Origin of the sequence: Kitasatospora cathayae (genome assembly GCF_027627435.1) — a bacterium.
In the GTDB taxonomy this organism is placed as follows: Bacteria; Actinomycetota; Actinomycetes; order Streptomycetales; family Streptomycetaceae; genus Kitasatospora; species Kitasatospora cathayae.
In genome coordinates this window covers 8,164,795-8,186,669 of record NZ_CP115450.1, presented here as the reverse complement: position 1 = coordinate 8,186,669, position 21,875 = coordinate 8,164,795, and the positions used below count along the sequence as shown (strand labels likewise).

Sequence of the window (21,875 nt, the reverse complement as noted above, 5' to 3'; positions counted from 1 at the left end):
ACCGGCCCGTCAACCGCGGCTCGTCAACCGCGGCTCGTCAACCGCAGCTCGTCAACCGCAGCTCGTCAACCGCGCAGAAGTGACCGGAACCTGGTGCGCAGCCAGGCGGCGCCGACGGCGAGTCCGGCGAAGCCGCCCACGGCCAGCTTGATCCCGGCCTTGGCCACGATCCAGCCGACCCCGGGGACGGCCCAGCCCAGCCAGTGGAACACGGCCAGCAGCGCCGCGCAGCCGCAGAGGGCGGCCAGCACGGTGGCACCGACGGCGGCGGCCCGGGACAGCTCGCGCGGGCCGCCATCGCCCCTGTTCTCGTCGCCGGCGACCGAAGTGGCGGCCTCTGCGGCCTGGTTGGGTGCGCCGTCCGCCGCGCCGCCGGTCATCTCGTTCGTACCCCCATCACCCATGGGGGTGATGATACGGCTTCAGCGGCAGGAGTGGTGGGTGTCGCCGAGGTGCTCGCCGGTCTCCTCGTCGGGGAAGCTGACGGCCATGGTGACGCGGTACTCGAAGACGTCGTGGCGGTGGCCCGGCACCCGGGCCCAGGCGAGCGAGTGCACTTCGGCCTCGGGGGCCTGCCGGCACCAGGCGGCCGCCTCCTCCAGTGCGCGGGCGGCCGAACGCCCGGTGCACACCACGGCGGTGTAGGCGGCGACCGCGACGTCGCCGCCGGTGGTGCGGCCGCTGCGCGACACCGCCCGGACGGCGGCGGCGGCCTGGGTCAGGTCACGGGCCAGATCGTCCACCACCCGAGGGGGTGCCGGCAGGACCACCGCTCCCTCGACGACGGTCTCCGGCAGGTTCGCGCTCACGGTTTCGGCCTCCATCCGCATGGTCACGCGGCACAGCATGCCGGACGGGGCTTCCTGGCATGCCCACTTTCACCTGAACGTCATCCATCCAGGGGCGAGTTGGGGACGTCCCCTGGCGTCGGCCCGCCCGTCCTGCTAGGGAGTGCCCGGCGCGGCGGTGGACGTCCGGGCAGGTCAGACGGGTCGGCCACGGGCGCCGCCGGGGAGCCCGAAACGACGCCCACGCACCACCCCGTACCTCGAACCGCCGCTCCGACCGCCGGGGCGCCCGGACTTCTGGTGTTGGGATCCCGGCCAACTCCCTTACGCCGCCGGCGAGATGAGAAGGTCGTGAATACCATGGCAAGGTTTCGGCCCCGTCGGACCCCGGCTGAGCTGCCGTCTTGACCTCTCGGTGGGCCGCGGGCCACCTGCGGTCCATCCTGTCCCTGTCAGATCGTCGTGATACTAATCGTCCGGGCGGCGGGTGCCGCCGAGCGGTTGGCGGGCACGATGACGACGGGTCAACCGTTCCGGGAGGGTCCGGACGGCGACGGGGAGGGGCAGCAGATGGCGGCGAGGTTCGGCAACGCCAAGGGTGGGCGGAAGGTGCGGCTCGGCAAGCGGGTCACGGGGACGGCGGCGGCCTTCGCCGCGCTGGCCGCGCTGACCGGCTCTCAGGTGTCGGGCCTCGGCCTCGCACAGGTCGCGGCCGCCGACGTCGGCCCGGCGCAGGACGGCACCGCCGCGCAGAGCCCGGGCTCCTCCTCCACTCCGTTCGGCAGCCCCTCGACCGGCATCCCCGGCATCCCCGGCACCGCGGCCGACGGCGGCAGCCCCGTCCAGCTGCCGCAGCCGCCCGGCACCCAGCCCGGCCTGCCCGCGGCCGGCCCGTTCGCCGCCACCGGCGCCTCGCTGCCCGCCACCGTCTTCGCCGCCTACCGCCAGGCGGAGGCCTCGCTGGCGCAGCGCTCGCCGGGCTGCCACCTGCCCTGGCAGCTGCTGGCGGCGATCGGTCAGGTCGAGTCCGGCCAGGCCGACGGCGGCCAGGTGGACGCCTCCGGGCGGACGCTCACCCCGATCCTCGGCCCGGTGCTCGACGGCAACGGCTTCGCCGCGATACCCGACACCGACGGCGGACGCTACGACGGCGACCCGCGCTGGGACCGCGCGGTCGGCCCGATGCAGTTCATCCCGTCGACGTGGGCCTCCTGGGGTGTGGACGCCACCGGCAAGGGCACGGCCGATCCGAACAACATCTTCGACGCGGCCGAGACCGCCGGCCGCTACCTGTGCGCGGGCGGCCGGGACCTCTCCGACCCGTCCCAGCTGGACCGGGCGATCCTCAGCTACAACGACTCGACCGAGTACCTGCGCACCGTCCGCAACTGGATGGCCCACTTCGGCAGCGGCCTGGTGACCACCGTCCCGGACCTCCCCGGCGTCCCGAGCGTGCCGAGCACCTCGCCCTCGCCGTTCCTCCAGCCGTCCGGCACGACGGCGGGCGCCTCGGGCGGCACCCCGACGGGCAACGACGGCACGGGCACCGGCCCGACGCCGACGCCGTCCGCGCAGCCGACCACCACGCCGACGCCCACCGGTTCGCCCTCGTCCTCCGCGAGCCCGACGGCCACACCGACGACGACCCCGACCGGCACGCCGAGCGGCAGCGCGTCCCCGACGGCCACCCCCACCAGCACGCCGTCCGGCACCCCGACCGGCACGCCGACGTCCTGCCCGAGCCCGACCGCGACGCCCACCGACGCCGCCACGCCCACCGGCACGCCCACCGGCACGCCGTCCCCGACGGCCACCGCGACCGGCACCCCGGCACCGACGGGCACCCCGTCCGCCACGCCGACCGCTCCCGGCTGCCCGACGCCGACCCCGAGCGGCACCCCCGGCGCCACCCCGTCCGCCGGATCGAGCGCCACGCCCAGCGCCTCGCTGTCGCCCTCGCCCTCTCCCTCGGCGACCCTGAAGAAGTAGTCACCACCGCGCCGAAACCGCACCGAACCGCCGACGGCGGCAGAACGGCCCCACGGCCACCCTGCCGCCGTCGCGGCATCGGTCGACACCGATCCGGACTTCAGCGCCACCCGCGGCCGGATCAGCCCCGAAGCCGCCACCTGCCTACGCCGGGACACCGGCTACGAGCCCGTCCACGCCCTCGGCCGGGCCCGTGACCGGATGCATCGCGTGGCTGCGCGCCGGAAACGGCCGATGAAGCCCTCAGGCACGGTAAGCGCGCTTGGAACGGCGGCTCATCTCCGTATTCTGGAAGGCCACGCACTCCCAACGCCCTTCCCGGCGGTGCAGCGTGAAGGTCTGGAACTTGTCGAAGTCGATCCGGCCACCCTTGCCGATGCCGCCGACGGTGATCACCACCGCCGTGGACTCGTCCGGCATCCGCACGTCGATCGGCTTGACCGCCATGCGCGTGCCCTTCTGCCACCGGGTGAACACCTCATGATGCGTCTGCTCGATGGCGGCGCGCCCGAACACGGCGTCCCCCATGAAGATCACGTATGAGGCATTCTCCGCGAACTGTGCCGCGTAGCCGGTCGCGTCCCCCGCGTCCCAGGCACACCGGATCCGTTCGAGGAACTCCTCGACCGTGTCCTTGCTCGTGGCGGTCATCGTCGTCTCCTGTCGTCGGGTGCCTCGCAGCAGCGCCGCAATCCGTTTCCACTGAAACTATTCCGACTGAAACGATCTCGCAAGGCCTCGCCCGTCACCGGATCGAACACAACCAGGCCGCAAAGGCCGATCACCACACCCGGGCGGGCCGCCCTTCGGGCTCGACGGCGACGTTGGCGTAGACGATGCCGAGCAGCCGGCGCAGCTCGGACCTGTCCTCGACCGTCAGCCCTGCGGTCAGCCGCCGCTCCGACGCGCCGGCGAGCCCGATCAGCTTCTCCAGTTCCACCCGGCCCTCCTCCCGCAGGCGGACCAGTTTCACCCGGGCGTCGGTCGGCGACTCGCGCCGCTCCACCAGGCCCCTCTCGATCAGCAGCGAGAGCAGCCCCACAAGACGGCTGGCCGGGATGCCCAGCGAGGAGGCGAGCTGCTGCTGCGCATGCTCCTCACCGTCACGCAGCCCGCGCAGCACGGCGAAGTGCCGCGGATGCAGATTCTCCGCGGCCAGGGCGGACTCGAACGCGAGAGCCGCCGCATTACCAACCGAAGCGATCACGAAGCCGAGTGGCTCGTCCGCCCCGGCACTCCGCGTAGCAGGTCCTTTCCTCATCCGGGCAAGGTAGCAGCTGACCGTTCCCACCGAAACAGTCCTCCCTGGCCCTACGCCACCCCGGCCCTCAGCGTGATCGGGCAGGCTCGGTGTGCTGGCGTCGCCGCCGGTTGTGTGGGTGTGATGGGGCGTGCGGATCCTTTCGCCGCGCCTCCGCGACGGCGCGCAGGACTGCGCGGGAGATGAGACGGAGCGGGCTCAGCGTGGGGTGGTCGCCGGGACGTCGAAGTAGTGGCCTTGGCCGAGGTCGTCGATGAGGCCGGGCTGGACGGGCTTCCAGCCGAGGAGGTCGCGGGTCAGCGCGCTCGAGGACGGGTTGTCGGCCATGGCGGGGGCGCTGAGGAAGCCGAAGTGGGCGTCGGCCTGCGTCGACGGGATGCTGACCACGGGCAGGTTCATCTGGCGGCCGATGGCCTCGGCGATCTCCCGGAAGGGGATCCCCTGGTCGTCGACGGCGTGCAGCCGTGACCCAGGCGGCGCGGATTCCAGCGCCAGCCGGTACAGGTGTGCCGCGTCGAGCGTGTGCACGGCGGGCCAGCGGTTGGCCCCGTCGCCGATGTAGGCGGCGACGCCGTTAGCCCGGGCGATGGAGATCAGGGTCGGGATGAAGCCGTTGTGGTCGAGCGTGCTGTGCACGGTCGGCGCAAGCCGGATGACGGACGAGCGGATGCCGCGTTCCGCGAGTGCGACCGCTGCGTTCTCGGCGTCGATCCGCGGCCCTGCGTCGAGTGCCTCGGCTTCGGTGGCGGCGCCTTCCAGCCCCGCGAAGGCGAGCAGCATTGTTCCCGACGTGGTCACCAAGGGCTTGCCGGTGCCGGCGAGCGCGTCCCCGAGCGTCCGGATGGCGCGCAGATCCGCTGCGACCGCGCTGTCGAAGTCGCCGGCGAACATGGCGTCGTGCTTGAAGGCCAGGTGGATGACGCCGTCGGCCGCGGCGGCGGCCGCGGCGAGGCCGTCGAGATCGTCGAGGTCGCCTCGGTGCACCTCGGCACCGGCAGCCGTCAACGCGGCGGCGGACTTGTCCGAGCGGGCCAGGCCGACGACCTGGTGCCCCGCTTCGAGGAGTTCGGGGACGACGGCGGAGCCGAGGTGTCCGGAGGCTCCGGTGACGAATACACGCATGGTGTGCGCCTTCCTGCCGCGGGCTCCCACCTTGGGCGGGGCACCTGATGTCAGTCTGTGACATCACCGTAGCACCCATGACAGTCACTGTCATCGTTCTGATGTCAGCTTCTGTCGTCGTTGGGTAGGATCGGAGAATGAGCCGATGGAAACCCGACGCACGAGGCCGCCTGGAGAAGGCGGCGCTGGAGCTCTACAACCGCAAGGGTTTCGACGCCACCACCGTCACGGAGATCGCAGCCCGCGCAGGACTCACCGAGCGGACCTTCTACCGGCACTTCGCCGACAAACGGGAAGTCCTCTTCCCGGGCGACAACCCCCTCGCCGACATCCTCGCGGGCGCCGCCGCCACCGCCCCCGTCCCGCTCCCGCCGCTGGAGGTGATCGCCCACGCCCTGGCCGAAGCCGCCCCCGTCCTCGAGGAACGCGGAGACCTGGCACGGCAACGCCAGGTCGTCATCGCCGCCAATCCCGAACTCCAGGAACGCGAACTGGCCAAACTCGCCGCGCTGGTCTCCACACTCGCCCAGGCGCTGCGCGAACGCGGTCTGGAGACCACCGCCGCAGCGCTCGCGGCCGAAATCGGGATTGCCGTGTTCAAGGTCGCCTTCGAGCGCTGGGTCAACGACCCCGACCGGCACACCCTCGCCCACTGGGTTCGGGAAACCCTAGCCACCGCCAGGCATCTCACTGCACCTGCCGAACCTGTCGCCGCGACCGGCGACGTGACCTTCACGGGCCAGCGGGGACCGGCATGAGTGCGGTCGGCACCCTGACCGAGCGGCCCGCGGTGGCTCTGTTCACCGCTTGAGGCAGTTGGTCACGGCTCCGGGAGGCGCTGCAGCCGCGCCATGTCCGATGCGTCGCAGCCGTGGCTGTCCGGTCGGCTGACGCCGTCCCCGGTGGGCCGGATCGGGTCCGGCCTACCGACGGTTCAGTGAGCCCGGCGATCTTGCCCTGCCTACCGACCAGGCCGAGCGTCTCGCCGCCGGCCGCCGCCAACGGCGCATCGCCGCCGCCCCCGAGCCCCTTCGGCCCGCCGTCGCCGTGTTCGACGCCTCACGAATGAGAGCCCAGGACCGGGCCCGCCGCGCCGGCAACCGCTGCAGCCACCACACCCTGGAAACCGCCCTCGCCACCATGCGCGACCTGGCCTTCTTCCTCACTGCCTCCCGGGGCAAGAGTGACTGGGCCCTGGTCGAGGTCCACGACATCGAAGCGTTCCTGACCACTCTGCCCAGGGCCCGCGAGAGGCGGCTGACGACACAGTGTCCGCCGGTGCGGATCTCGGGCCCGGAACCGGCAGCCGACTTGGCGTTCCGCCCCCAGACGATGTCCTCATCGACCGTCCACTCCACGTGGTACTCGCAATCACACCCGGGCCGCCGACGGCCGCTCCGGCGCGGTGCTGGAGGCTTGCAGGGCCTCGGCCGTCGCGGTCCGCCGACAGCCCGCCGCCTGGCTAGGAGCGTGTCTCAGTAACCGGCAACCCGCGCGCGCCTTGTGATCATTCATGCGGGAGATCCCGATATGCGTGATGGGGACGGGCCGTTCGAGCTGGTTGTCACGCTGTGGAACAGCCTGATCGAACAGGGCCCTGCCCTCGACCGCCCCTGCCATAGTGGGCACATGAATTTGATCAAATATGGCCACGCCTGTGTGCGCCTGGAGGCCGACGACCGGGTGCTGGTGATCGACCCGGGGACGTTCTCGGAGGCCGACGCGCTCGACGGGGTCGACGAGGTGCTGGTGACGCACGAGCACCCCGACCACCTCGACATCGCCAAGCTCGTGGCGGCGAGTCAGCGCAACTCCGCGTTCCGGGTGTACCTGCCGTCGGCAGCGATCGAGTCGGCCCCCGAGCTGGGCGGCACGGCGGTCGCCGTCGAGGCGGGGCAGCGGTTCACGGCGGCCGGGTTCGCCGTCGACGTCGTGGGCGGGGCACACGCCGAGATCTACGACGGCCTGCCCGGCTGTGCCAACGTCGGTTTCGTCGTCGACGGCATGGTCTACCACCCGGGCGACTCGCTGTTCGTCCCGCCGTCGCCGGTGGAGACGCTGCTCGTACCGGCTGCCGCGCCCTGGCTCAAGCTCTCCGAGGCGCTGGACTTCGTGCGGGCGGTGCGGCCGAAGCGGGCGTTCCCGATCCACGACGCCACGCTCAACGAGCTCGGCCAGGAGTACTTCGACGGCTGGTTGGACTTCAAGGGCGGCACCGAGTACGCGCGCATCCCGGTCGGGGAGTCCGTGGCAATCCGCTAGGAGCGTGTCTCAACAACCGCCAACCCCCGTGTCTCGTGATCTTTCGTGCGGGATGATCCCGGTATGCGTGGTGAGGATGGGCTGTTCGAGGTCGAGCCGGTCGAGGCGAAGCGGCCGCAGCGCCGTCCGGCGGCGGTGGACAAGTCCTTCCGGGCATTCGACCCGCATCAGGTCCTGCTGTTGCCACCGTCGCTGGACGACTGGCTGCCGGAGGGCCACCTCGCCCGGTTCGTCGCGGACCTGGTCGACGAGGTGCTGGACCTGGGTCCGGTTCTCGCTGACTACACCGAGAAAAGCGGCTACCCGCCCTACAATCCGAGGCTGATGGTGCGCCTGCTGATCTACGGCTACACCACCGGCGTCCGCTCCTCCCGGGTGATCGAGCGCAGGTGCGTCGACGACGTCGCGTTCCGGGGCCTGGCCGCCGGCCAGGCCCCGGACTTCCGCTCGATCGCCCGGTTCCGCCGCCGCCACCTTCACGCGCTCGCGGACCTGTTCACTCAATCCCTGCACCTCGCCATGAGGCTCGGCATGGTCAAGATGGGCCGCGTCGCCCTGGACGGCACCAAGCTCGAAGCCAACGCCTCCAAACACAAGGCGATGAGCTGCGGCCGGCGTGGGCTTCGGCCTGTCGGGTGCGCTGTCCACCGGTGACGGGGGCGTGTTCCTGCGGCTGACCGGCGCGGCGCTGGCCTTCGCGCCGGCCCTGTGGGTGACGGTGGGTTTCGCCGCCGCCGTCTACGGCTGGCTGCCCAGGGCGATGCCGTTGGCCTGGATCGTCCCGGGGTACGCGTTCGTGATCGACTACCTGGGCCCGCTGCTGAAGTTCCCCGCGGGCCTGGACCGGTTCTCGCCGTTCGGCCAGGTGCCCCGGATCCCGGCGGCCCGGATGGACTGGACGCCGCTCGCCGTGCTGACCCTGGTCGCGGCGGCGCTGATCGCGCTGGCCCTGGCCGGGTTCCGGCGCCGGGACGTCGAGTAGTGTCGCGGCGCCGGGCCCGGGCACGGCCGCCGGGACGCGGGTCACAGGTGCTTGAGCAGTTCCGGCATCAGGTCCTGGAAGGTTCGCCCGCTGGCCGGCTGGCCGATCGCGGCCATCTGCCAACCGCCGGGCGTGCGCTGCACCTTGGCCATGATCTGGGCGGTGTACGGGCCGCCGCCGGTGAGGGTGTAGCGGGCCAGTTCGGTGCCGGTGGTCTCGTCCACCAGCCGACAGAAGGCGGCCTCGACCTCCTGGAAGGTCTGTCCGGTGAAGGAGTTGACCGTGAACAGGATCTGGTCGACCTCGGCGCCCACCCTGGTCAGGTCGACCGTGATCGACTCGTCGTCGGTCGCGTCGCCCGCGCCGCCGACCAGGTTGTCCCCACTGTGCCGGACCGAGCCGTCGTCGCTGGTGAGGTGCTGGAACCAGACCACGTCGACGGACCTCCCCCGGGAGAACAGCACCGCCGAGGCGTCCAGGTCGATCTCCCGGCCGGCGGACAGCAGCTTGGCCAGGAAGCCCTTGCGCTGCACGGCCTTCCAGCCCAGGCCCATCCGGACCAGGCTCAACTGCCCACCGTCCGGCTTCTCCAGGCTGATCTTCTGCCCCTTGGCCAGCGAAACGGTCATCGTGCCCTCCTGGTTCCTGCCGCCGTCCGTGCCGCGAACCTATCGCACGCAGGAAAACCTATGATCATCGGACAGCGACTCGGAGGACCCCTACCCAGCGGTCCCCCGGGCCTCACTTCCGGCCGTGCTCCGCACCCTGACGGATTCGCCGGCCGCAGGTGGATCAGGCGTCGCCGTCCAGCAGGTGCTGGCGCACCTCCTGGAAGGTCCAGGCCCCGCCGGCCGGCCGGGAGAACACCCAGACCAGGTCGAACCGGTCCGGCCAGCTGGTCGGCACCCCGCTGCCTGCGGCGCCGAGCGCCTCGACGATCCGCGGGATCCGGGAGTGCTCCCAGCAGATCAGCACCGGCTGCGTCCCGGAGAGCGCGGCGCCGGCCAGTTCGGACTCCTGGGACTCCGCGTAGGTGGTGTCCACGGTCAGCCCGAGCTTGGCTGCCAGCGGGGTGACGGTCTGGCGCATCCGGTGCGCCCCGGCCATCGGGCCCTGGTCGGTGGCGGCGTAGATCCGGGCCGGGGTGCGCAGTCCGGCCGCGGGCGGGACGAACAGGGTGGGCAGCGCCTTGGCCCGGTCCCAGCCGCGCTGGGTGAGGGACTTGTCGTCGTGCTTGCCGTTCTCGTCCAGGCCGGGCTGGCTGCCGTCGGGCTTCTCGCCGTGCCGGATGATCATCACGAAGGCCGCGCCGCCCGGGTCGCTGGCCTTGGCCGCCCGGGCGCTCCGGTCCTTCTTCTGGCCCGAGGAGCAGCCGGCCAGCACCAGCGGGGCGACGGCCATCAGGCCGGTGAGCAGCGAGCGGCGGGTGGGTCGGGACATCACTCGGCACTCCGCTCCAGTCGCACCAGCGCGTCGACCGCGACGCCCGTCAGGCCGCCCTTGTGGCCGGGCTCGCCGACCGTACGGTGGACGCGTTCGGCCCGGACGGTGCGCAGGCCGTACTCGGCGAGGTCGGCGAGGACGTCCTCGGGGGTGAACAGCACGGCCGGGTCCTGCGGGCCGCCGACGCCGTCGGTGAGGTTGGTCAGGTCGTGCCCGATGACCAGCAGGGTGCCCCCGGGAGCGAGCGCGTCGGCGGCGCGGTGCAGCGCGGCCCGGCGGTCCTCGGCGGGGAGCTGGAGGTAGGCGACCAGGACGAGGTCGTAGGCGGCGGGGTCCTCGTCGGTGCGGGCGTCGCCGTGCCGCCAGGTCAGGCGGTCGGCGACCTCGTCGGGCAGTTCGGCGGTGAGCCGTTCGGCGCGTTCCAGGGCGACGGCGGAGAAGTCGAGGCCGGTGACCTCCCAGCCCTGGGTGGCCAGCCAGATGGCGTTGCGTCCCTCTCCGGCGCCCAGGTCGAGGGCGCGGCCGGGGGTGCTGCCGGTCAGTTCGCGGACCACCCACCGGTTGGGCGCGGCGCCCCACACCAGTTCGCTCGCGGCGTAGCGGTCGTCCCAGCCCTGACTGTCCATGCGCTCCTCCGTTCGGCGGGCCCGTTCCGTCCGGTTCAACCTACCGGCCCGCCTCCCTCCCCCGCCCGGGGTCGTCCAGAGGGTGGACGCCGTGCACCGATGGCCCCGTCCGGGACCACCGGTGCACGGCGTCGACCGGTCCCGGCTCAGCTCTTGAGGTTGAGCGAGGGGAAGAGGTCCACGAAGGGCTGGGTGGTGACCGAGACGCTCCGGGCGAACGGATCGTCGAAGTCCCAGATCATGAACAGCAGGAAGGCGATCAGCACGCTGAAGCAGCCCGCCAGGATCAGCTCCCTCGGCGTGCGCCTGATCTGCAGCGCGAACAGCATCCCGATGGTGACCACCGCCCCGCCGATCAGGCCGAACCAGACCACGCCCGGCATGGTCGGCCCGGCGCTCTGACCGCGCTGGTTGCGGGCGTCGGAGGCCTGGCCGATCCGGTCCATGATCGGCTGGTAGGCCTGGGACTCCAGGTCCGAGGCCGGCGCCCGGGTGGCCACCTCGTTCTGGACCTTGTCCAGCAACTGGTTGCCCTGGTCGGTGATCTCGCCGTTCTTGGACATGTGGTCCCACTCGACGTTCACCACGTACGTGACGTAGGCGTCGATGTCGGCGCGGACCTGGTCGCGGAACTCGGCCGGGTAGACCACCATCCGGTCGCTCGCCTCCCGCAGCGACTGCGCCTCGCGGAACAGGTCGTCCTGGGCGGCACCACGCGCCTCCCAGACACCCGCGATGGCGAGACCGAGGACGATCGCGTAGACCACGCCGATCATCATCGTGATGTACTCGATGACGTCGGGCGTCTCGTCGACGTTCTCCTCGACGCCCGCGCGGCGCCTCAGCACCACCACCGCCACCACAACGGCACAGGCCGCCGCCATGGCGATGACCAGCGCCACCCACTCGGACATGGGAACTCCCTTCTCTGGCTTGGCTTGTGACGTGAACGGGGAAGTAGGGGGCTCGACGGGCTCGTCGAGCCCCGGAGTCATCGGGAACCCGAGGTCCCCGGTCGGCCGGAGCCGGTTGCCATCCGGCCGGAGCCGGTTGCCGTCAGGACCCGGAGCGGCCGCGGCCTCGGCCACGACCCGGGCGCAGCGCGGCCGCCGCGAGGATGCCGGGGACGAAGATCAGCAGCATCGTGGTGGTCGTCGAGGCACCGTGGTGGTGCTGGGCGACGGGCAGCGGTTGGGAGGCCCGCACCTTGAACACCGGGTGCGCCGGGGGCGTCGGCCACAGCGGGCTCGGCCGGACCGGACTCGGCGCCGCGGGACTGGGGTCCGCCACGGTGGGGGCCGCCACGGTGGGGGCCGCGGGTGCGGGGGCTGCGGGCGCAGGCGCGGCGGGAGGCGCCGGGGGCGGCGCGGCCGGCCCGGGAGCGGGCGCCGGGGGCGAGGGCGCCGGAGGCGTGGGCGGCGGGGTCGGGCTGGGGGGTGGTGCGCTCGGCGACGGCGTCGGGGTGGGAGTAGGCGTGTGGGTCGGGGTCGGGGTCGGGGTCGGGGTGGGGCTCGGGCAGGGGTGCGGGTGGTGATGGTGGTGATGCCCCTCGTGCCCATCGTGGTCACCATCACCGTCGTGGTCACCGTGCCCACGGTCACCGTCGTGCCCTCCATGCCCTCCGTGGTGGCGGCCGACGTCGGGGGCGACGGTGACGTCGACCTGGACGTCCACGTCCACTCCGACGTCGACGCTCCCGCCCGGGCCCACCGAGGTCGACACGTCGGTGTCGCTGCACACGCAGATGTCCACGGCCGAGCCGTGCGGGTGCCCGCCGGGGCGCTCGGCGCCCGAGGCGGTGGCACCGCCGACCAGTGCGCACATCGCCACCACGCCGACCGCCGCACCGATCAGCCGCACCCGCCGTCCGGGTGCGGCGAACCCGCCGTGTTGCGGTATCCGCCGGAAACGCCGACGCTGCGGCATGGGCTCCACACACCTCTCGGGTCGCCTGGGGAGGACGGAACGGAACGGACTCGGGCTGATCAGCCGACGGGAACGGGCGCCATCCGTCGGATCCGGACCGATGCCGGCACCGGGACCGATCGGGCACGACCAGGCGCGTTCGGACGCGGTCAGGCGGACGGCCCACCTCGAGGGCGGGCCGTCCGTCGTCATGTGAAACGATCTTCGCGCCCTCCGGTTACGGCCTGCGCCGGCTGCTCTCCGGGCTCAGCGGCGGCGGTGCGCGATCTCGACGTTCTCGAGCACGCCGACCGCGTCCGGCACCAGGATCGCGCACGAGTAGTAGGCGCTGACCAGGTAGGAGATGATCGCCTTCTCGTCGATCCCCATGAACCGGACCGAGAGCGAGGGCTGGTACTCGTCCGGGAGGCCGGTCTGGTGCAGGCCGATGACGCCCTGGTTGTCCTCGCCGGTACGGATCACCAGGATGGAGCTGGTGTTCTCCTTGGTGATCGGGATCTTGCTGCACGGCAGGATCGGCACCCCGCGCCACGCCGGCACCTGCTGCCCGCCGAGGTCGACGTGGTGCGGGTAGATGCCCCGGGCGTTGAACTCCCGGCCGATCGCGGCGATGGTGCGCGGGTGGGCCAGCAGGTAGTCGGGGTCGCGGCGGCGGTTGAGCAGCTCGTCCAGGTCGTCCGGGGTGGGCGGGCCGGAGTGGGTCTGGATCCGCTGGTCGAAGTCGGCGTTGTGGAGCAGGCCGAACTCCGGGTTGTTGATCATCTCGTGCTCCTGGCGCTCGCGCAGGGCCTCGATGGTCAGCCGGAGCTGGTGCTCGATCTGGTTCATCGGCTGGTTGTACAGGTCCGCGACGCGGCTGTGGACCTTGAGGATGGTCTGCGCGACGCTCAGCTCGTACTCACGCGGCTTGAGCTCGTAGTCCACGAAGGCGCCGGGGAGTTCGTACTCGCCGTGGTGGCCGGCCGACATGGCGATCTCGGCCTCGCCGCGCTCGTTCTGGGCCTGCAGCGGCAGGGCGAGGAACGACTCCAGGTGCTCCTGGAGGGTCGGCGCGTTGTCCCGGATGCGGGCGAAGTCCTCCCGGCTCAGGGTGAGTGCGACACCGGAGGTGGCGGTCTTCGCGGTGTACTCCCAGATGGCGTCCGGGTTCAGCAGCGAGTCGTCGCCGAAGCGGTCGCCGTCACCGGCCACGCCGACCACGGTCTCGTCGCCGTACTTGCCGGTGCCGATCTTGTTGATCTTGCCGTGCGCGATCAGGAAGATCCGGTCGGCCGCCTCGCCCTGGGTGGCGAGCACCTCACCGGGGCCGAAGTCGCGCTGCTGGCAGCGGTCCGCGAGGGCGGTCAGCACCTCCTCGTCCTCGTAGCCGCGCAGCAGGGCGAGTTCGCCCAGCTCCGCCGGGATCACCCGGACCTGGGAGCCGGTCTTGATGAACTCCACCACGCCGTTGCCGACGGTGTAGGTGAGCCGTCGGTTCACCCGGTACGCGCCACCGTGGGCCTCGACCCACGGGAGCACCTTGAGCAGCCAGCGGGAGGTGATCTCCTGCATCTGCGGTGCGGACTTGGTCGTGGTGGCAAGATTGCGGGCAGCTGCCGTCGCGAGGCTCTGCTGCCGGTCCTGCTGTGTCTCCGGGCTCGTGTCCACGGGCATCGGCAGGGGTCTCCATTCGTGTGGTCGGATCACGCGGTCAGGGCCGTACCGCTGCGCCCTGGGCGCTAGCCGCGACGGATCATCAGATCCGCTTGCTGATGGGGAAGTTGGCGACTGTCGGAAGCTCGACCGGCATCACCCGGCGGCCCATCCGGAACCCTAGATCACCAGAACCCGACCAACCCCGTACGGTGGCCGACTACCCCCCGATAGGGTGAATCTCCCGCCATCCGTCCCCATCTGCGCCCATCCGCCCCACCCACCACCGGAACACCCGTTCGCGCCCGCGATTCCCGCCCCCGCAACGGCCTTCCGGGCCCCGCCCGGACCGGTCCGGCAGCTGCCACAGCGACCGCCGACCGTCAAGCCGGCACACCGGTCAGGCGACCTCCATCCCGTGCCGCACCCGGTCGAAACGACCCGCCGCCAGGTCCTGGTCGGTGATCCAGACCGAGACGTTGACCAACTCGCCCCAGGACGCGCCCGCCGCCGACCCCTCGACCTGCAGCAGCGGGCGGTGCCCCGCCGGGCGCGTGGTGTTGTGGCTGTCGCACCAGCCGAGGACCCTGATCCCGGGCGTGCCGAGCTGCTCGCCAAACTCGTCCGAGACGCCCATGGCGGTCAGGAAGTCGCCCGGGCAGAGCTCCACCAGCTCGTCGTCGAGGTAGGACGGCGCCGACAGTGCCCAGCGTGCCCGGACCGTCCGCCCGGCCAGCGGCTCCACCCCGTCCGGGTCCGGCGGGGCCGGGCGCTCGGGCGCCCCCGCCGGGACGTGCAGCACCCGGCAGCTCTCGCCGTCGAGGTCGGCGGGCATCGGGTCGTGGAAGAACAGCAGCAGACCGTCGGCCGGCAGCGGCCAGCGCCCGCCGTTGCCCGCCCGGAAGGCCTCCGCCATCCCCGCGCAGTCGAGTTGGGCGAGCAGCTCCATCGGATGCCCGTCGCCTTGGGGCCAGTCGATCCCCTCGGGCAGGGCGGCCGACCCGCCGGTCCGCCCGACCGGCGTCCAGCCGACGGCGTCCTCGGCGACGTCCGGGCTGAGCTCCAGGGAGGCGCGCAGCAATCCGCCGACCCGTGCGGCACCCTCCGTGCCCACCCGGCCGACGAGGGCGGTGTGGAGCCGGTACGGCATCGGCAGGCCGGGCAGCCGGTCGTCAACGGGGCTGGCGGGGTCGTTCGGCGTCCAGGCGGGGTCGTTCGGCATCCGTGCGTCCATGGCCCGATCCTGTCACTCGTCTCCGACAGTCACGGAAGCCCCGTCAGGTGCCGGTACGGGGGTGGCCGGCACCTGGCGGGTGTACGGGGGTGGGTGTGACGGTGGGGCCGGATTAAGGGTCAGCCGCAGGCGATCTGGGTGTCGGGGATGGGCTGTCGGCCTTGGGCGGGTGCGGCGGACAGGAGCGGACCGGCGGCGAGGGCCGGGCACGCGGCGAGCACGGCCCGGCGCGGATGTGTTCTGCGCATGCCCATGGAGCGTAGGGGGTGTTAGCGCTTCGGTGACCGTGCTCGGCCCGAAGCCGTACCGACGCAGGGGGCGGCGGGTGGACGCCGGGGACCGACCGGCCGGGGTCCGGCCCGGCGGAACCTCCGGTGGCCTGTCCTTCGCCGCTCGCGCTCCCGCGGCGTCCGGAACGGCCCGGGGTGCCTCAGGCCGGCGGCGGCAGGATGTCGCAGAGTGCCCGGAGGGCCGCCGGGTAGGCGTGGTCGGGCGGCGTGGCGTAGCCGACCACCAGGCCGTCGACGGCGGGCATCGCCGCCGGGGCGATCGCCGGGTGCCGGTAGTCGGCGAGTCCTTCGACGGCCAGGCCCCGGTAGGCGGCGGCCTTGAGGATCGAGCGCTCGGTGCCGGGGGCGAGCCGCAGCACGGCGTGCAGGCCAGCGGCGATGCCGGACACCTCGATGTGCGGGGCGTTCGCGGCCAGCGCGGCCACCAGCTGGTCCCGGCGGTCCCGGTAGCGGCGCCGCATCCGGCGCAGGTGCCGGTCGTAGCCACCGGAGTCGATGAACTCGGCGAGGGTCAGCTGGTCCAGCGCGCTGGCCCAGGCCTCGCGTTCGCCCTTGGCCGCGAGCACCCGGTCGACCAGGTGGTCCGGCAGGACCATCCAGCCCAGGCGCAGCGCGGGGGTGAGGCTCTTGCTGGTGCTGCCGAGGTAGACGACCCGGTCGGGGTCGAGCCCCTGGACGGCGCCGACCGGTTGGCGGTCGTAGCGGAACTCCCCGTCGTAGTCGTCCTCGAGGAGGAGGCCGCCGCGCCGGCGTGCCCAGTCGACCACGGCGGCGCGGCGCCCGGAGTGCAGCGGGCCGCCGGTCGGGAACTGGTGGGCGGGGGTGAGCAGTACCGTTCGGATGTCCGGGTGCTGGGGCAACTCGTCGACACGGGCGCCCTGTTCGTCGATCGGCAGCGGCGTGGTGGTGACTCCGGTGGCGGCCAGCAGGGCGCGGTGGAAGCCGAGTCCGTAGGCCTCGACGGCCAGGGGCCCGTGCTCGGCGGGCGGCAGGACGGGTGTGGCGCCGTCGAAGAGCAGTCGCAGGGCGTGGGCGAAGCCGGAGCAGACCACGATCCGGTCGGGGTCGGTGCGCACTCCGCGGGCGCGGGCGAGGTAGTCGGCGAGGACGGTGCGCAGTTCGCGCCGGCCCTGTGGATCGCCGGGCCCGAAGGCCTCGTTGGGCGCGGCGGTGAGGGCGCGGCGGGCGGCGGCGAGCCAGGCGGTGCGGGGGAAGGAGGCGGCGTCGGGCTGGCCCTGGCGCAGGTCGTGCGCGGGTCCGGGCCGGCGGGCCGGGCGGCGGGCCCGATCGGGCCGGACGGGTGCGGCGCGTTCGGCGACGGTGGTGCCGGAGCCCTGGCGGGCGGTGAGCCAGCCTTCGGCGACGAGTTCGGCGTAGGCCTCGGCGGCGGTGTTGCGGGCCAGGCCGAGGTCGGCGGCGAGGGCCCGGTAGGGCGGCAGCCGGGTGCCGGGGGCCAGCCGACCGCTGCGGATCGCCTCGCGCAGTGCGGCCATCAGCGCGGAGCGGCGGCCGCCGGTGGCGGGCAGGTCGAGGTGCAGGTCGTTGCCGGTCGGGTGGGCCGGCCCGGTGGGGTGCGCGCCCGGCGATTCCGTCATTGGTAGTTGGAGGCGCGGTGCCCTGCCGGGCCCGGTTCCTCCGTCCCCTTTCAATCCGTGCGTGCGGTTTTCCCGCACACGGCTTACCGATGATCTTCTCGGCATGGTTACGCCGCCTTCGGATAGCGGATCGTGCCACGCAGACGATGCAGGCCGTGCCCGTTGAACCACTCTTCCGTCCACACCGCCATCTGGCCAGCTCGCAGGTTGCGTCCTCGCTTCTTGACCATCAATCCGCGGAGACGCCACACCACATAGTCATCGACTTGTGTGAACTTCCGGGCAGCGTTCCCGGTTCGGAAGTAGGCGCCCCAGCCGCGCAGGATCGGATTCAACTCCGCGATCACCTCACGGATGTCCCATCCCGACCGACGGCGGTCGGTCCGCTCGCGGACCTTGTCCCGGAGTCGCTTCATCGCCGCCTGTGAGGGCCAACGGTGCAGGTAGAAGCGGACCTTGCGGTACTTCTCCCACACCTTGCCCGAGAAGCGGGCTCTGAAGTGGCAGCCGAGGAAGTCGAGTCCTTCCCGGCCCTCTCTGAGGTCTACCACCTTCGTCTTGTCCGGGTGCAGCTCCAGCCCCAGCTCGCCGAGGATCTCCCCGACCGCCGCCAAGGCGTTCCTGGCATTGCTCACCGACCGGCACAGGACGACACCGTCGTCCGCGTACCGCACCAGCTCACCGACACCGCGCTCGGCGAGCTCGGTGTCCAGGACGTGCAGGTAGATGTTGGCCAGCAAGGGTGAGATCACCCCGCCCTGAGGAGTCCCGGCGACCGTCCGCCGAACCTCCCCGTCCACCATCACACCCGCCTGGAGCCACAGCCGCAGCAGCTTGAGCACCCTGCGGTCCGACACCCGACGCCCCACCTCGGCAAGGAGCCGACCATGGTCGATCTCGCCGAAGAAGTCGCGGATGTCGAACTCCACGACGACACAGCGGCCCTCGATGAAGCCCGTCCGAAGACGCTCCATCGCCTGCAACGCCGACCGCTTCGGCCGGTACCCGTACGAGGACGGCAGAAAGTCCGCCTCGAACACCGGCTCCAGGACGATCTTCGCCGCCTGCTGGGCCACTCTGTCGCGCACCGTGGGAATGCCCAGCGGCCGCTTGCCACCCTGTGGTTTCGGGATGTCCACGCGCCTGGCCGGCGCGGGACGATACGTGCCTGAGCGAAGAGCCCGCTGGAGTTCGCCGGGCAACCGGCCAACCCCGTACCGGCTCTCCACGAACTCCAGGGTGACCCGATCCACCCCGGCGCTCCCTGCGTTGGCCCGGACCCGCTCCCACGCCTCCCACAGCACGTCACCTCTGTGGACACGGTCGTACAGGGCGTGGAAACGCCGCTCCGGAGACTGCTCGGCCGCAGCCCACAGCGCGCGTTGGAGTTGTCGCACTTTCAGGACGGACGCTCGCCCGGCCACTACGACGGGGCTCGCCCCGTCGGGGTGGTTGACCGGTCTTTCTCCGGCCATGCCCTCGCGCTTACCCCCGTCACGGGCGTGATCAAAGCTGGGGCCCTTCCCTCCCGGCGCGTTGTGTTGCACGCCGATCAGCGGTACTACGACCCCATCGGACTCCCGCTGCCCTCCGGACGACTTCACCATCGGCTTATACGTCCGGTCCCCTGCCCGACGAAAGGCACAGGCAGACGGGTCTCTCCTGTTCCGGCCCAGACTGTGCACACGTGCCGCCCTCCATACCCCGGGAGAACCCCGAGGGCTGACCCCGGAACAGGACCCCCAGGACATGGCCTTCGCCCGGACATGAGGGGCTCGGCTTCTCCGTTGTCGGTCTGACGAGGCTGCAAGGTTCGCTTCACGCTACGGCCCGCGTGCTTGCTCCCTCCAAAGAGGCTCTTGACATCCCGCTCAGCCCGCCGCGTCTCCACGACGAACCGGGACCTGCTACCGGGCACTCCGGTGTCTACCCGGACGGGACTCCCACCCGCAAGCCCGGACCAGCTTTCAGGTCTCCCCGGGCTCGATCGTGAGTGCGGAGAATAGCGGTCCGGCCGAGCCCGTGCCGCATCGGCTACGGAACGACGGTGACCGGCCAGCGACCCGCCTTGACCAAGCGGACGGCCACCGACCCGATCACCTTGTGCCCGGCCTTCTCGGAGACGCCGACCACCACGGCGTCGGCGCGCAGCTCGTCGGCGAGCTTGGCGAGGCCGGTGTAGGGGTCGCCGCGCATGGTGAGGAAGCGCCACCGCACCCGCCAGACCTCGCGCATCCGGTGCTCGGCCTCGCGCAGCGCGGCGAGGAGCTCGTCGGCGATCTCCTGGGTGGTCTCCTCCACGGCGGCTCCGGCCAAGGCGGTCGCGGCGCCGAGTATCGGCTGGATGTAGGCGACGGCCAGGAGGGCGCCCTGTCGGCGGGCCAGTCCGGCGGCGTAGGCGGTGGCGCGCCAGGAGGAGTCGGAGCCGTCCAGGCCCGCCAGGATCACCTTGGGTCCGTCGGTCCCCAGCTCGAAGCCGCTCGGCGCGACGGCCGGCTCGTGCCGTTCGCGCTCCCTGTCGACGGCGCCTGCGTCGGCCGCATCGCTCTCGTTGCTCATGCGCGGAAGGCTATGCCCGCCACCGGGAGTGGATGGCGGGGGCACCCCGGGTGAGGGCTGTGGCACGGGCCACCCGGGCGGGCGGGGCCGCCGATCCGGCACCGGGGAGGGGTAGGCGGTCACGCGCTGTCGACGCTGTGCGCGGCCTCACACGACCACGGGCCCCGCCGAGGCTGGCGCCCACGCCCGGCGCCAGGTCGGCGAGTTCCCGCTCCCACTCGGCGCAGCGGGCTCGCGGGCTGGGCACCTGGCTGGCCGAGGCGGTGGTGGAGCACCTGCGGCCGTACACGCTGAAGCGGCTGCTGCTGTCCACCGTGGACGCCCACGAGGTGTACGCGAAGGCCGGGTTCGTGCCCTTCCCGGACCCGCACAAGTTGATGGTCCTCGGGGGGCCGAAGCCGGGCTGACCAACGGCTCATCAGGCCGACCGCCCATCAGGCCGACCGCCCGTCAGGCCGGCCGGGCCGGGACCGGCAGCGGGAGGGCGGGCAGCCCGTCGATGCTGGTGCCGACGAGCGGCTTGCCCTCGCAGTAGGCGCTGAACTGCTCGTCGCCCTTGCGGTCGAAGTACTGCGCGTGCAGGTCGCGGTCGGCGCGGTAGTCCATGAACGGGACGGCGTACCCGCAGGAGTCGCTGACCCGCTCGGCCCGGACCAGCACGATCGCCCGCAGGCCCGAGCCGTCCGCGCCGGGCTCGAAGTGGCCGAGCAGTTCGGCGAAGCGCGGGTCGTCGCGGAAGACGGGCTCGCCGCGGCCGTGCACCCGGACCACGGTGGGCGGGCCGTCGAAGGCGCACCACATCAGGGTGATCCGGCCGTTCTCCCGCAGGTGGGCGATGGTCTCGGCCTGCGAGCCGCCGAAGTCCAGGTAGGCGAGGGTGAGTTCGTCGATGACCGCGAGGGTGCCGGAGCGGCCCTTGGGTGAGAGGTTGACGTGTCCGTCGCCGGCCAGCGGCGCGGTCGCGACGAAGTAGACGGGCTGCCGTTCGATGAACTGCCGCAACCGGCCGTCGATGCTTTCGTACTGCTTTCCCATGGTCGCAAGTGTGCCCGCATCTCGCTCCCCGAGAAAGGAAAATCCACGCAATGAGACGGTCGGCGCACTGACCGCCCCGCCGAGAATGATCCGTGCACCTGCCACCCACCGTGCCGAGCACAGGAGTTGAGATGGTCCAGGACACCCGCCCGACCACCGGAGCGGCGCTGGTGCTCGGCCTGCCCGCCGCACCGCTGCGCCGCTACGTCCTCGACTACCGCGGCTACCGGATGGCCCTGGACCACCCCCAGCGGCGGCTGGAGGTGCCCACGGACGTGGTGACGGTGGCGCTCGCCTTCGAGGGCACGATGCGGCTCACCGACGCGGTGTCACCCGCCCCCGGCGTCTCCTTCGGCTCGGTAGCCGCCGGGTTGCGCCGCACCGCGACGATCGCCGAACAGTCCGGTGTGCTGCACGGTTTGGCCGTCTCGCTGACCCCGCAGGGCGCGTTCCGCGCGTTCGGGCCGGTGGCCGGGGAGCTCGGCGGGCAGTGGGCCGAGGCGGGGGAGGTGCTGGGCCCGCGGCTGGGCACGCTGGCCGCCCGGCTGGCCGACGCCCCGACCTGGCGGGCCCGGTTCGCCCTGCTGGACGGCCACTTCACCGCGCTGTTCGCCGACGGACCGACCTGGGAGCCGGACGTCGTCTGGGCCTGGCGGCAACTGCGCCGCTCCCGGGGGCTGGTGCCGGTGCGCGCCCTGGTGGAGGGCACCGGCTGGAGCCGCCGCCGGCTGGAGCAGCGCTTTCGCGAGCAACTCGGGCTGGCGCCCAAACAGGCCGCCGGCATCCTGCGGCTGCAGCGGACGCTGAGCCTGCTGACCGCCCCGGACGAGCGCTTCGCCCGCGCCGACCTGGCCGCGCTCTGCGGCTACTACGACCAGTCCCACCTCGACCGCACCTTCCGCGGCATGGTCGGCTGCTCGCCCCGCGAGTTCCTGGCCTCCCGCCGCTCCGCCGCCACCCCGCAGCCGGCCGACCGGGTCATCGGGCGGATCACCAGCGCCGTCCTCGACCCGGACCTGAGTGAGCTGACCTGAGCCGAGCCGGACTGAACTGCACTGAACGAAAACCACGTGCCCCGGGGGCGCCGACCGGGCTACCCTCGGCCCCATGAACGTCACCGGCCACATCACC

At 72.4% G+C, this 21,875-nt stretch carries 22 protein-coding genes and 2 pseudogenes; 7 read left to right on the top strand and 17 right to left on the bottom strand.

The features are described from left to right. Positions 1-65 precede the first annotated feature (65 nt). Both O1G21_RS36570 and O1G21_RS36565 read right to left on the bottom strand, forming a co-directional pair. Positions 66-404, bottom strand: coding sequence for a hypothetical protein (locus tag O1G21_RS36570; RefSeq protein ID WP_270149864.1), 339 nt, complete (start codon positions 402-404; stop codon positions 66-68). Positions 405-422: 18 nt separating this feature from the next. Then, positions 423-836 carry a hypothetical protein gene (locus O1G21_RS36565; RefSeq protein WP_270149863.1) on the bottom strand — a complete coding sequence of 138 codons (414 nt, stop codon included), beginning with the start codon at positions 834-836 and terminating at the stop codon, positions 423-425. Positions 837-1,358: 522 nt separating this feature from the next. Here O1G21_RS36565 and O1G21_RS36560 point away from each other — a divergent pair. Beyond that, positions 1,359-2,777, top strand: a complete 1,419-nt coding sequence (locus O1G21_RS36560) for a hypothetical protein (protein ID WP_270149861.1) — start codon at positions 1,359-1,361, stop codon at positions 2,775-2,777. A 243-nt stretch (positions 2,778-3,020) separates the two neighbouring features. Here O1G21_RS36560 and O1G21_RS36555 read toward each other — a convergent pair whose 3' ends face one another. The 3 genes from O1G21_RS36555 to O1G21_RS36545 all read right to left on the bottom strand — a co-directional run bounded on the left by O1G21_RS36555 (position 3,021) and on the right by O1G21_RS36545 (position 5,160). Next, positions 3,021-3,428 (bottom strand): SgcJ/EcaC family oxidoreductase, encoded by a 408-nt coding sequence (locus O1G21_RS36555; protein WP_270149860.1) that lies wholly within the window; start codon positions 3,426-3,428, stop codon positions 3,021-3,023. Between the two features lie 130 nt (positions 3,429-3,558). Continuing rightward, entirely contained in the window at positions 3,559-3,984 is a 426-nt protein-coding gene (locus O1G21_RS36550; RefSeq protein WP_270149858.1) for a MarR family winged helix-turn-helix transcriptional regulator, read from the bottom strand. 252 nt (positions 3,985-4,236) lie between these two features. Then, a complete protein-coding gene (locus tag O1G21_RS36545) occupies positions 4,237-5,160 on the bottom strand; it encodes an SDR family oxidoreductase (RefSeq protein WP_270149857.1) in 924 nt (307 codons plus the stop codon). A 137-nt stretch (positions 5,161-5,297) separates the two neighbouring features. On the opposite strand from O1G21_RS36545, the gene O1G21_RS36540 reads away from it, so the two are divergent. The 4 genes and pseudogenes from O1G21_RS36540 to O1G21_RS36525 form a co-directional block, all read left to right on the top strand. Beyond that, positions 5,298-5,918, top strand: coding sequence for a TetR family transcriptional regulator (locus O1G21_RS36540; protein WP_270149855.1), 621 nt, complete (start codon positions 5,298-5,300; stop codon positions 5,916-5,918). A gap of 871 nt (positions 5,919-6,789) precedes the next feature. Further along, positions 6,790-7,422, top strand: coding sequence for an MBL fold metallo-hydrolase (locus tag O1G21_RS36535; RefSeq protein ID WP_270149854.1), 633 nt, complete (start codon positions 6,790-6,792; stop codon positions 7,420-7,422). Between the two features lie 135 nt (positions 7,423-7,557). Then, positions 7,558-8,037: pseudogene (locus O1G21_RS36530) on the top strand (transposase); the annotation flags it as partial. Then, a pseudogene (locus tag O1G21_RS36525) lies at positions 8,033-8,404 on the top strand (ABC transporter permease); the annotation flags it as partial. The pseudogenes O1G21_RS36530 and O1G21_RS36525, both read left to right, overlap by 5 nt. 41 nt (positions 8,405-8,445) lie before the next feature. Here O1G21_RS36525 and O1G21_RS36520 read toward each other — a convergent pair. The 11 genes from O1G21_RS36520 to O1G21_RS36470 form a co-directional block, all read right to left on the bottom strand. Beyond that, positions 8,446-9,033, bottom strand: a complete 588-nt coding sequence (locus O1G21_RS36520; RefSeq protein ID WP_270149853.1) for a TerD family protein — start codon at positions 9,031-9,033, stop codon at positions 8,446-8,448. 163 nt (positions 9,034-9,196) lie between these two features. Further along, a complete protein-coding gene (locus O1G21_RS36515) occupies positions 9,197-9,844 on the bottom strand; it encodes a hypothetical protein (RefSeq protein ID WP_270149851.1) in 648 nt (215 codons plus the stop codon). Next, the gene (locus tag O1G21_RS36510; protein WP_270149850.1) at positions 9,844-10,473 is read right to left on the bottom strand and encodes a class I SAM-dependent methyltransferase; all 630 of its coding nucleotides are present in this window, start codon (positions 10,471-10,473) and stop codon (positions 9,844-9,846) included. The genes O1G21_RS36515 and O1G21_RS36510 overlap by 1 nt, the downstream gene beginning before the upstream one ends. 146 nt (positions 10,474-10,619) lie before the next feature. Then, positions 10,620-11,387: a bestrophin-like domain gene (locus tag O1G21_RS36505; RefSeq protein WP_270149849.1), complete on the bottom strand. Its 768-nt coding sequence runs from the start codon at positions 11,385-11,387 to the stop codon at positions 10,620-10,622. Positions 11,388-11,529: 142 nt separating this feature from the next. Next, a complete protein-coding gene (locus tag O1G21_RS36500) occupies positions 11,530-12,399 on the bottom strand; it encodes a hypothetical protein (RefSeq protein ID WP_270149847.1) in 870 nt (289 codons plus the stop codon). A 246-nt stretch (positions 12,400-12,645) separates the two neighbouring features. Continuing rightward, the gene (locus O1G21_RS36495) at positions 12,646-14,052 is read right to left on the bottom strand and encodes a family 2B encapsulin nanocompartment shell protein (RefSeq protein ID WP_270149846.1); all 1,407 of its coding nucleotides are present in this window, start codon (positions 14,050-14,052) and stop codon (positions 12,646-12,648) included. Positions 14,053-14,431: 379 nt separating this feature from the next. Beyond that, positions 14,432-15,265, bottom strand: a complete 834-nt coding sequence (locus O1G21_RS36490; RefSeq protein WP_270149845.1) for a DUF1963 domain-containing protein — start codon at positions 15,263-15,265, stop codon at positions 14,432-14,434. 119 nt (positions 15,266-15,384) lie between these two features. Beyond that, positions 15,385-15,513 carry a hypothetical protein gene (locus O1G21_RS36485; protein WP_270149844.1) on the bottom strand — a complete coding sequence of 43 codons (129 nt, stop codon included), beginning with the start codon at positions 15,511-15,513 and terminating at the stop codon, positions 15,385-15,387. 182 nt (positions 15,514-15,695) lie between these two features. Continuing rightward, positions 15,696-17,150 carry a MocR-like pyridoxine biosynthesis transcription factor PdxR gene (gene pdxR / locus O1G21_RS36480; protein WP_270149843.1) on the bottom strand — a complete coding sequence of 485 codons (1,455 nt, stop codon included), beginning with the start codon at positions 17,148-17,150 and terminating at the stop codon, positions 15,696-15,698. A gap of 107 nt (positions 17,151-17,257) precedes the next feature. Continuing rightward, on the bottom strand, positions 17,258-18,625 hold the full coding sequence (gene ltrA, locus O1G21_RS36475; RefSeq protein ID WP_270149842.1) for a group II intron reverse transcriptase/maturase: 1,368 nt from the start codon (positions 18,623-18,625) through the stop codon (positions 17,258-17,260). Positions 18,626-19,184: 559 nt separating this feature from the next. Beyond that, a complete protein-coding gene (locus tag O1G21_RS36470; RefSeq protein ID WP_270149841.1) occupies positions 19,185-19,709 on the bottom strand; it encodes a universal stress protein in 525 nt (174 codons plus the stop codon). A 137-nt stretch (positions 19,710-19,846) separates the two neighbouring features. Here O1G21_RS36470 and O1G21_RS36465 point away from each other — a divergent pair, with 137 nt between their 5' ends. After that, positions 19,847-20,116 carry a GNAT family N-acetyltransferase gene (locus tag O1G21_RS36465; RefSeq protein WP_405000761.1) on the top strand — a complete coding sequence of 90 codons (270 nt, stop codon included), beginning with the start codon at positions 19,847-19,849 and terminating at the stop codon, positions 20,114-20,116. 43 nt (positions 20,117-20,159) lie between these two features. Here the strand turns inward: O1G21_RS36465 and O1G21_RS36460 are convergent, their stop codons facing one another. Then, positions 20,160-20,744 (bottom strand): pyridoxamine 5'-phosphate oxidase family protein, encoded by a 585-nt coding sequence (locus tag O1G21_RS36460; protein ID WP_270149840.1) that lies wholly within the window; start codon positions 20,742-20,744, stop codon positions 20,160-20,162. A 131-nt stretch (positions 20,745-20,875) separates the two neighbouring features. Here O1G21_RS36460 and O1G21_RS36455 point away from each other — a divergent pair, with 131 nt between their 5' ends. Next, positions 20,876-21,778, top strand: coding sequence for a helix-turn-helix domain-containing protein (locus O1G21_RS36455; protein ID WP_270149838.1), 903 nt, complete (start codon positions 20,876-20,878; stop codon positions 21,776-21,778). The last annotated feature ends 97 nt before the right edge of the window (positions 21,779-21,875 follow it).

Coding starts and splice junctions, on each gene's coding strand:
- O1G21_RS36570 (WP_270149864.1), bottom strand. CDS start 404: ATGGGTGATGGGGGTACGAACGAGATGACCGGCGGCGCGGCGGACGGC.
- O1G21_RS36560 (WP_270149861.1), top strand. CDS start 1,359: ATGGCGGCGAGGTTCGGCAACGCCAAGGGTGGGCGGAAGGTGCGGCTC.
- O1G21_RS36555 (WP_270149860.1), bottom strand. CDS start 3,428: ATGACCGCCACGAGCAAGGACACGGTCGAGGAGTTCCTCGAACGGATC.
- O1G21_RS36545 (WP_270149857.1), bottom strand. CDS start 5,160: ATGCGTGTATTCGTCACCGGAGCCTCCGGACACCTCGGCTCCGCCGTC.
- O1G21_RS36540 (WP_270149855.1), top strand. CDS start 5,298: ATGAGCCGATGGAAACCCGACGCACGAGGCCGCCTGGAGAAGGCGGCG.
- O1G21_RS36535 (WP_270149854.1), top strand. CDS start 6,790: ATGAATTTGATCAAATATGGCCACGCCTGTGTGCGCCTGGAGGCCGAC.
- O1G21_RS36520 (WP_270149853.1), bottom strand. CDS start 9,033: ATGACCGTTTCGCTGGCCAAGGGGCAGAAGATCAGCCTGGAGAAGCCG.
- O1G21_RS36515 (WP_270149851.1), bottom strand. CDS start 9,844: ATGTCCCGACCCACCCGCCGCTCGCTGCTCACCGGCCTGATGGCCGTC.
- O1G21_RS36510 (WP_270149850.1), bottom strand. CDS start 10,473: ATGGACAGTCAGGGCTGGGACGACCGCTACGCCGCGAGCGAACTGGTG.
- O1G21_RS36505 (WP_270149849.1), bottom strand. CDS start 11,387: ATGTCCGAGTGGGTGGCGCTGGTCATCGCCATGGCGGCGGCCTGTGCC.
- O1G21_RS36500 (WP_270149847.1), bottom strand. CDS start 12,399: ATGCCGCAGCGTCGGCGTTTCCGGCGGATACCGCAACACGGCGGGTTC.
- O1G21_RS36495 (WP_270149846.1), bottom strand. CDS start 14,052: ATGCCCGTGGACACGAGCCCGGAGACACAGCAGGACCGGCAGCAGAGC.
- O1G21_RS36490 (WP_270149845.1), bottom strand. CDS start 15,265: ATGGACGCACGGATGCCGAACGACCCCGCCTGGACGCCGAACGACCCC.
- O1G21_RS36485 (WP_270149844.1), bottom strand. CDS start 15,513: ATGCGCAGAACACATCCGCGCCGGGCCGTGCTCGCCGCGTGCCCGGCC.
- pdxR (WP_270149843.1), bottom strand. CDS start 17,150: ATGACGGAATCGCCGGGCGCGCACCCCACCGGGCCGGCCCACCCGACC.
- ltrA (WP_270149842.1), bottom strand. CDS start 18,625: ATGGCCGGAGAAAGACCGGTCAACCACCCCGACGGGGCGAGCCCCGTC.
- O1G21_RS36470 (WP_270149841.1), bottom strand. CDS start 19,709: ATGAGCAACGAGAGCGATGCGGCCGACGCAGGCGCCGTCGACAGGGAG.
- O1G21_RS36460 (WP_270149840.1), bottom strand. CDS start 20,744: ATGGGAAAGCAGTACGAAAGCATCGACGGCCGGTTGCGGCAGTTCATC.
- O1G21_RS36455 (WP_270149838.1), top strand. CDS start 20,876: ATGGTCCAGGACACCCGCCCGACCACCGGAGCGGCGCTGGTGCTCGGC.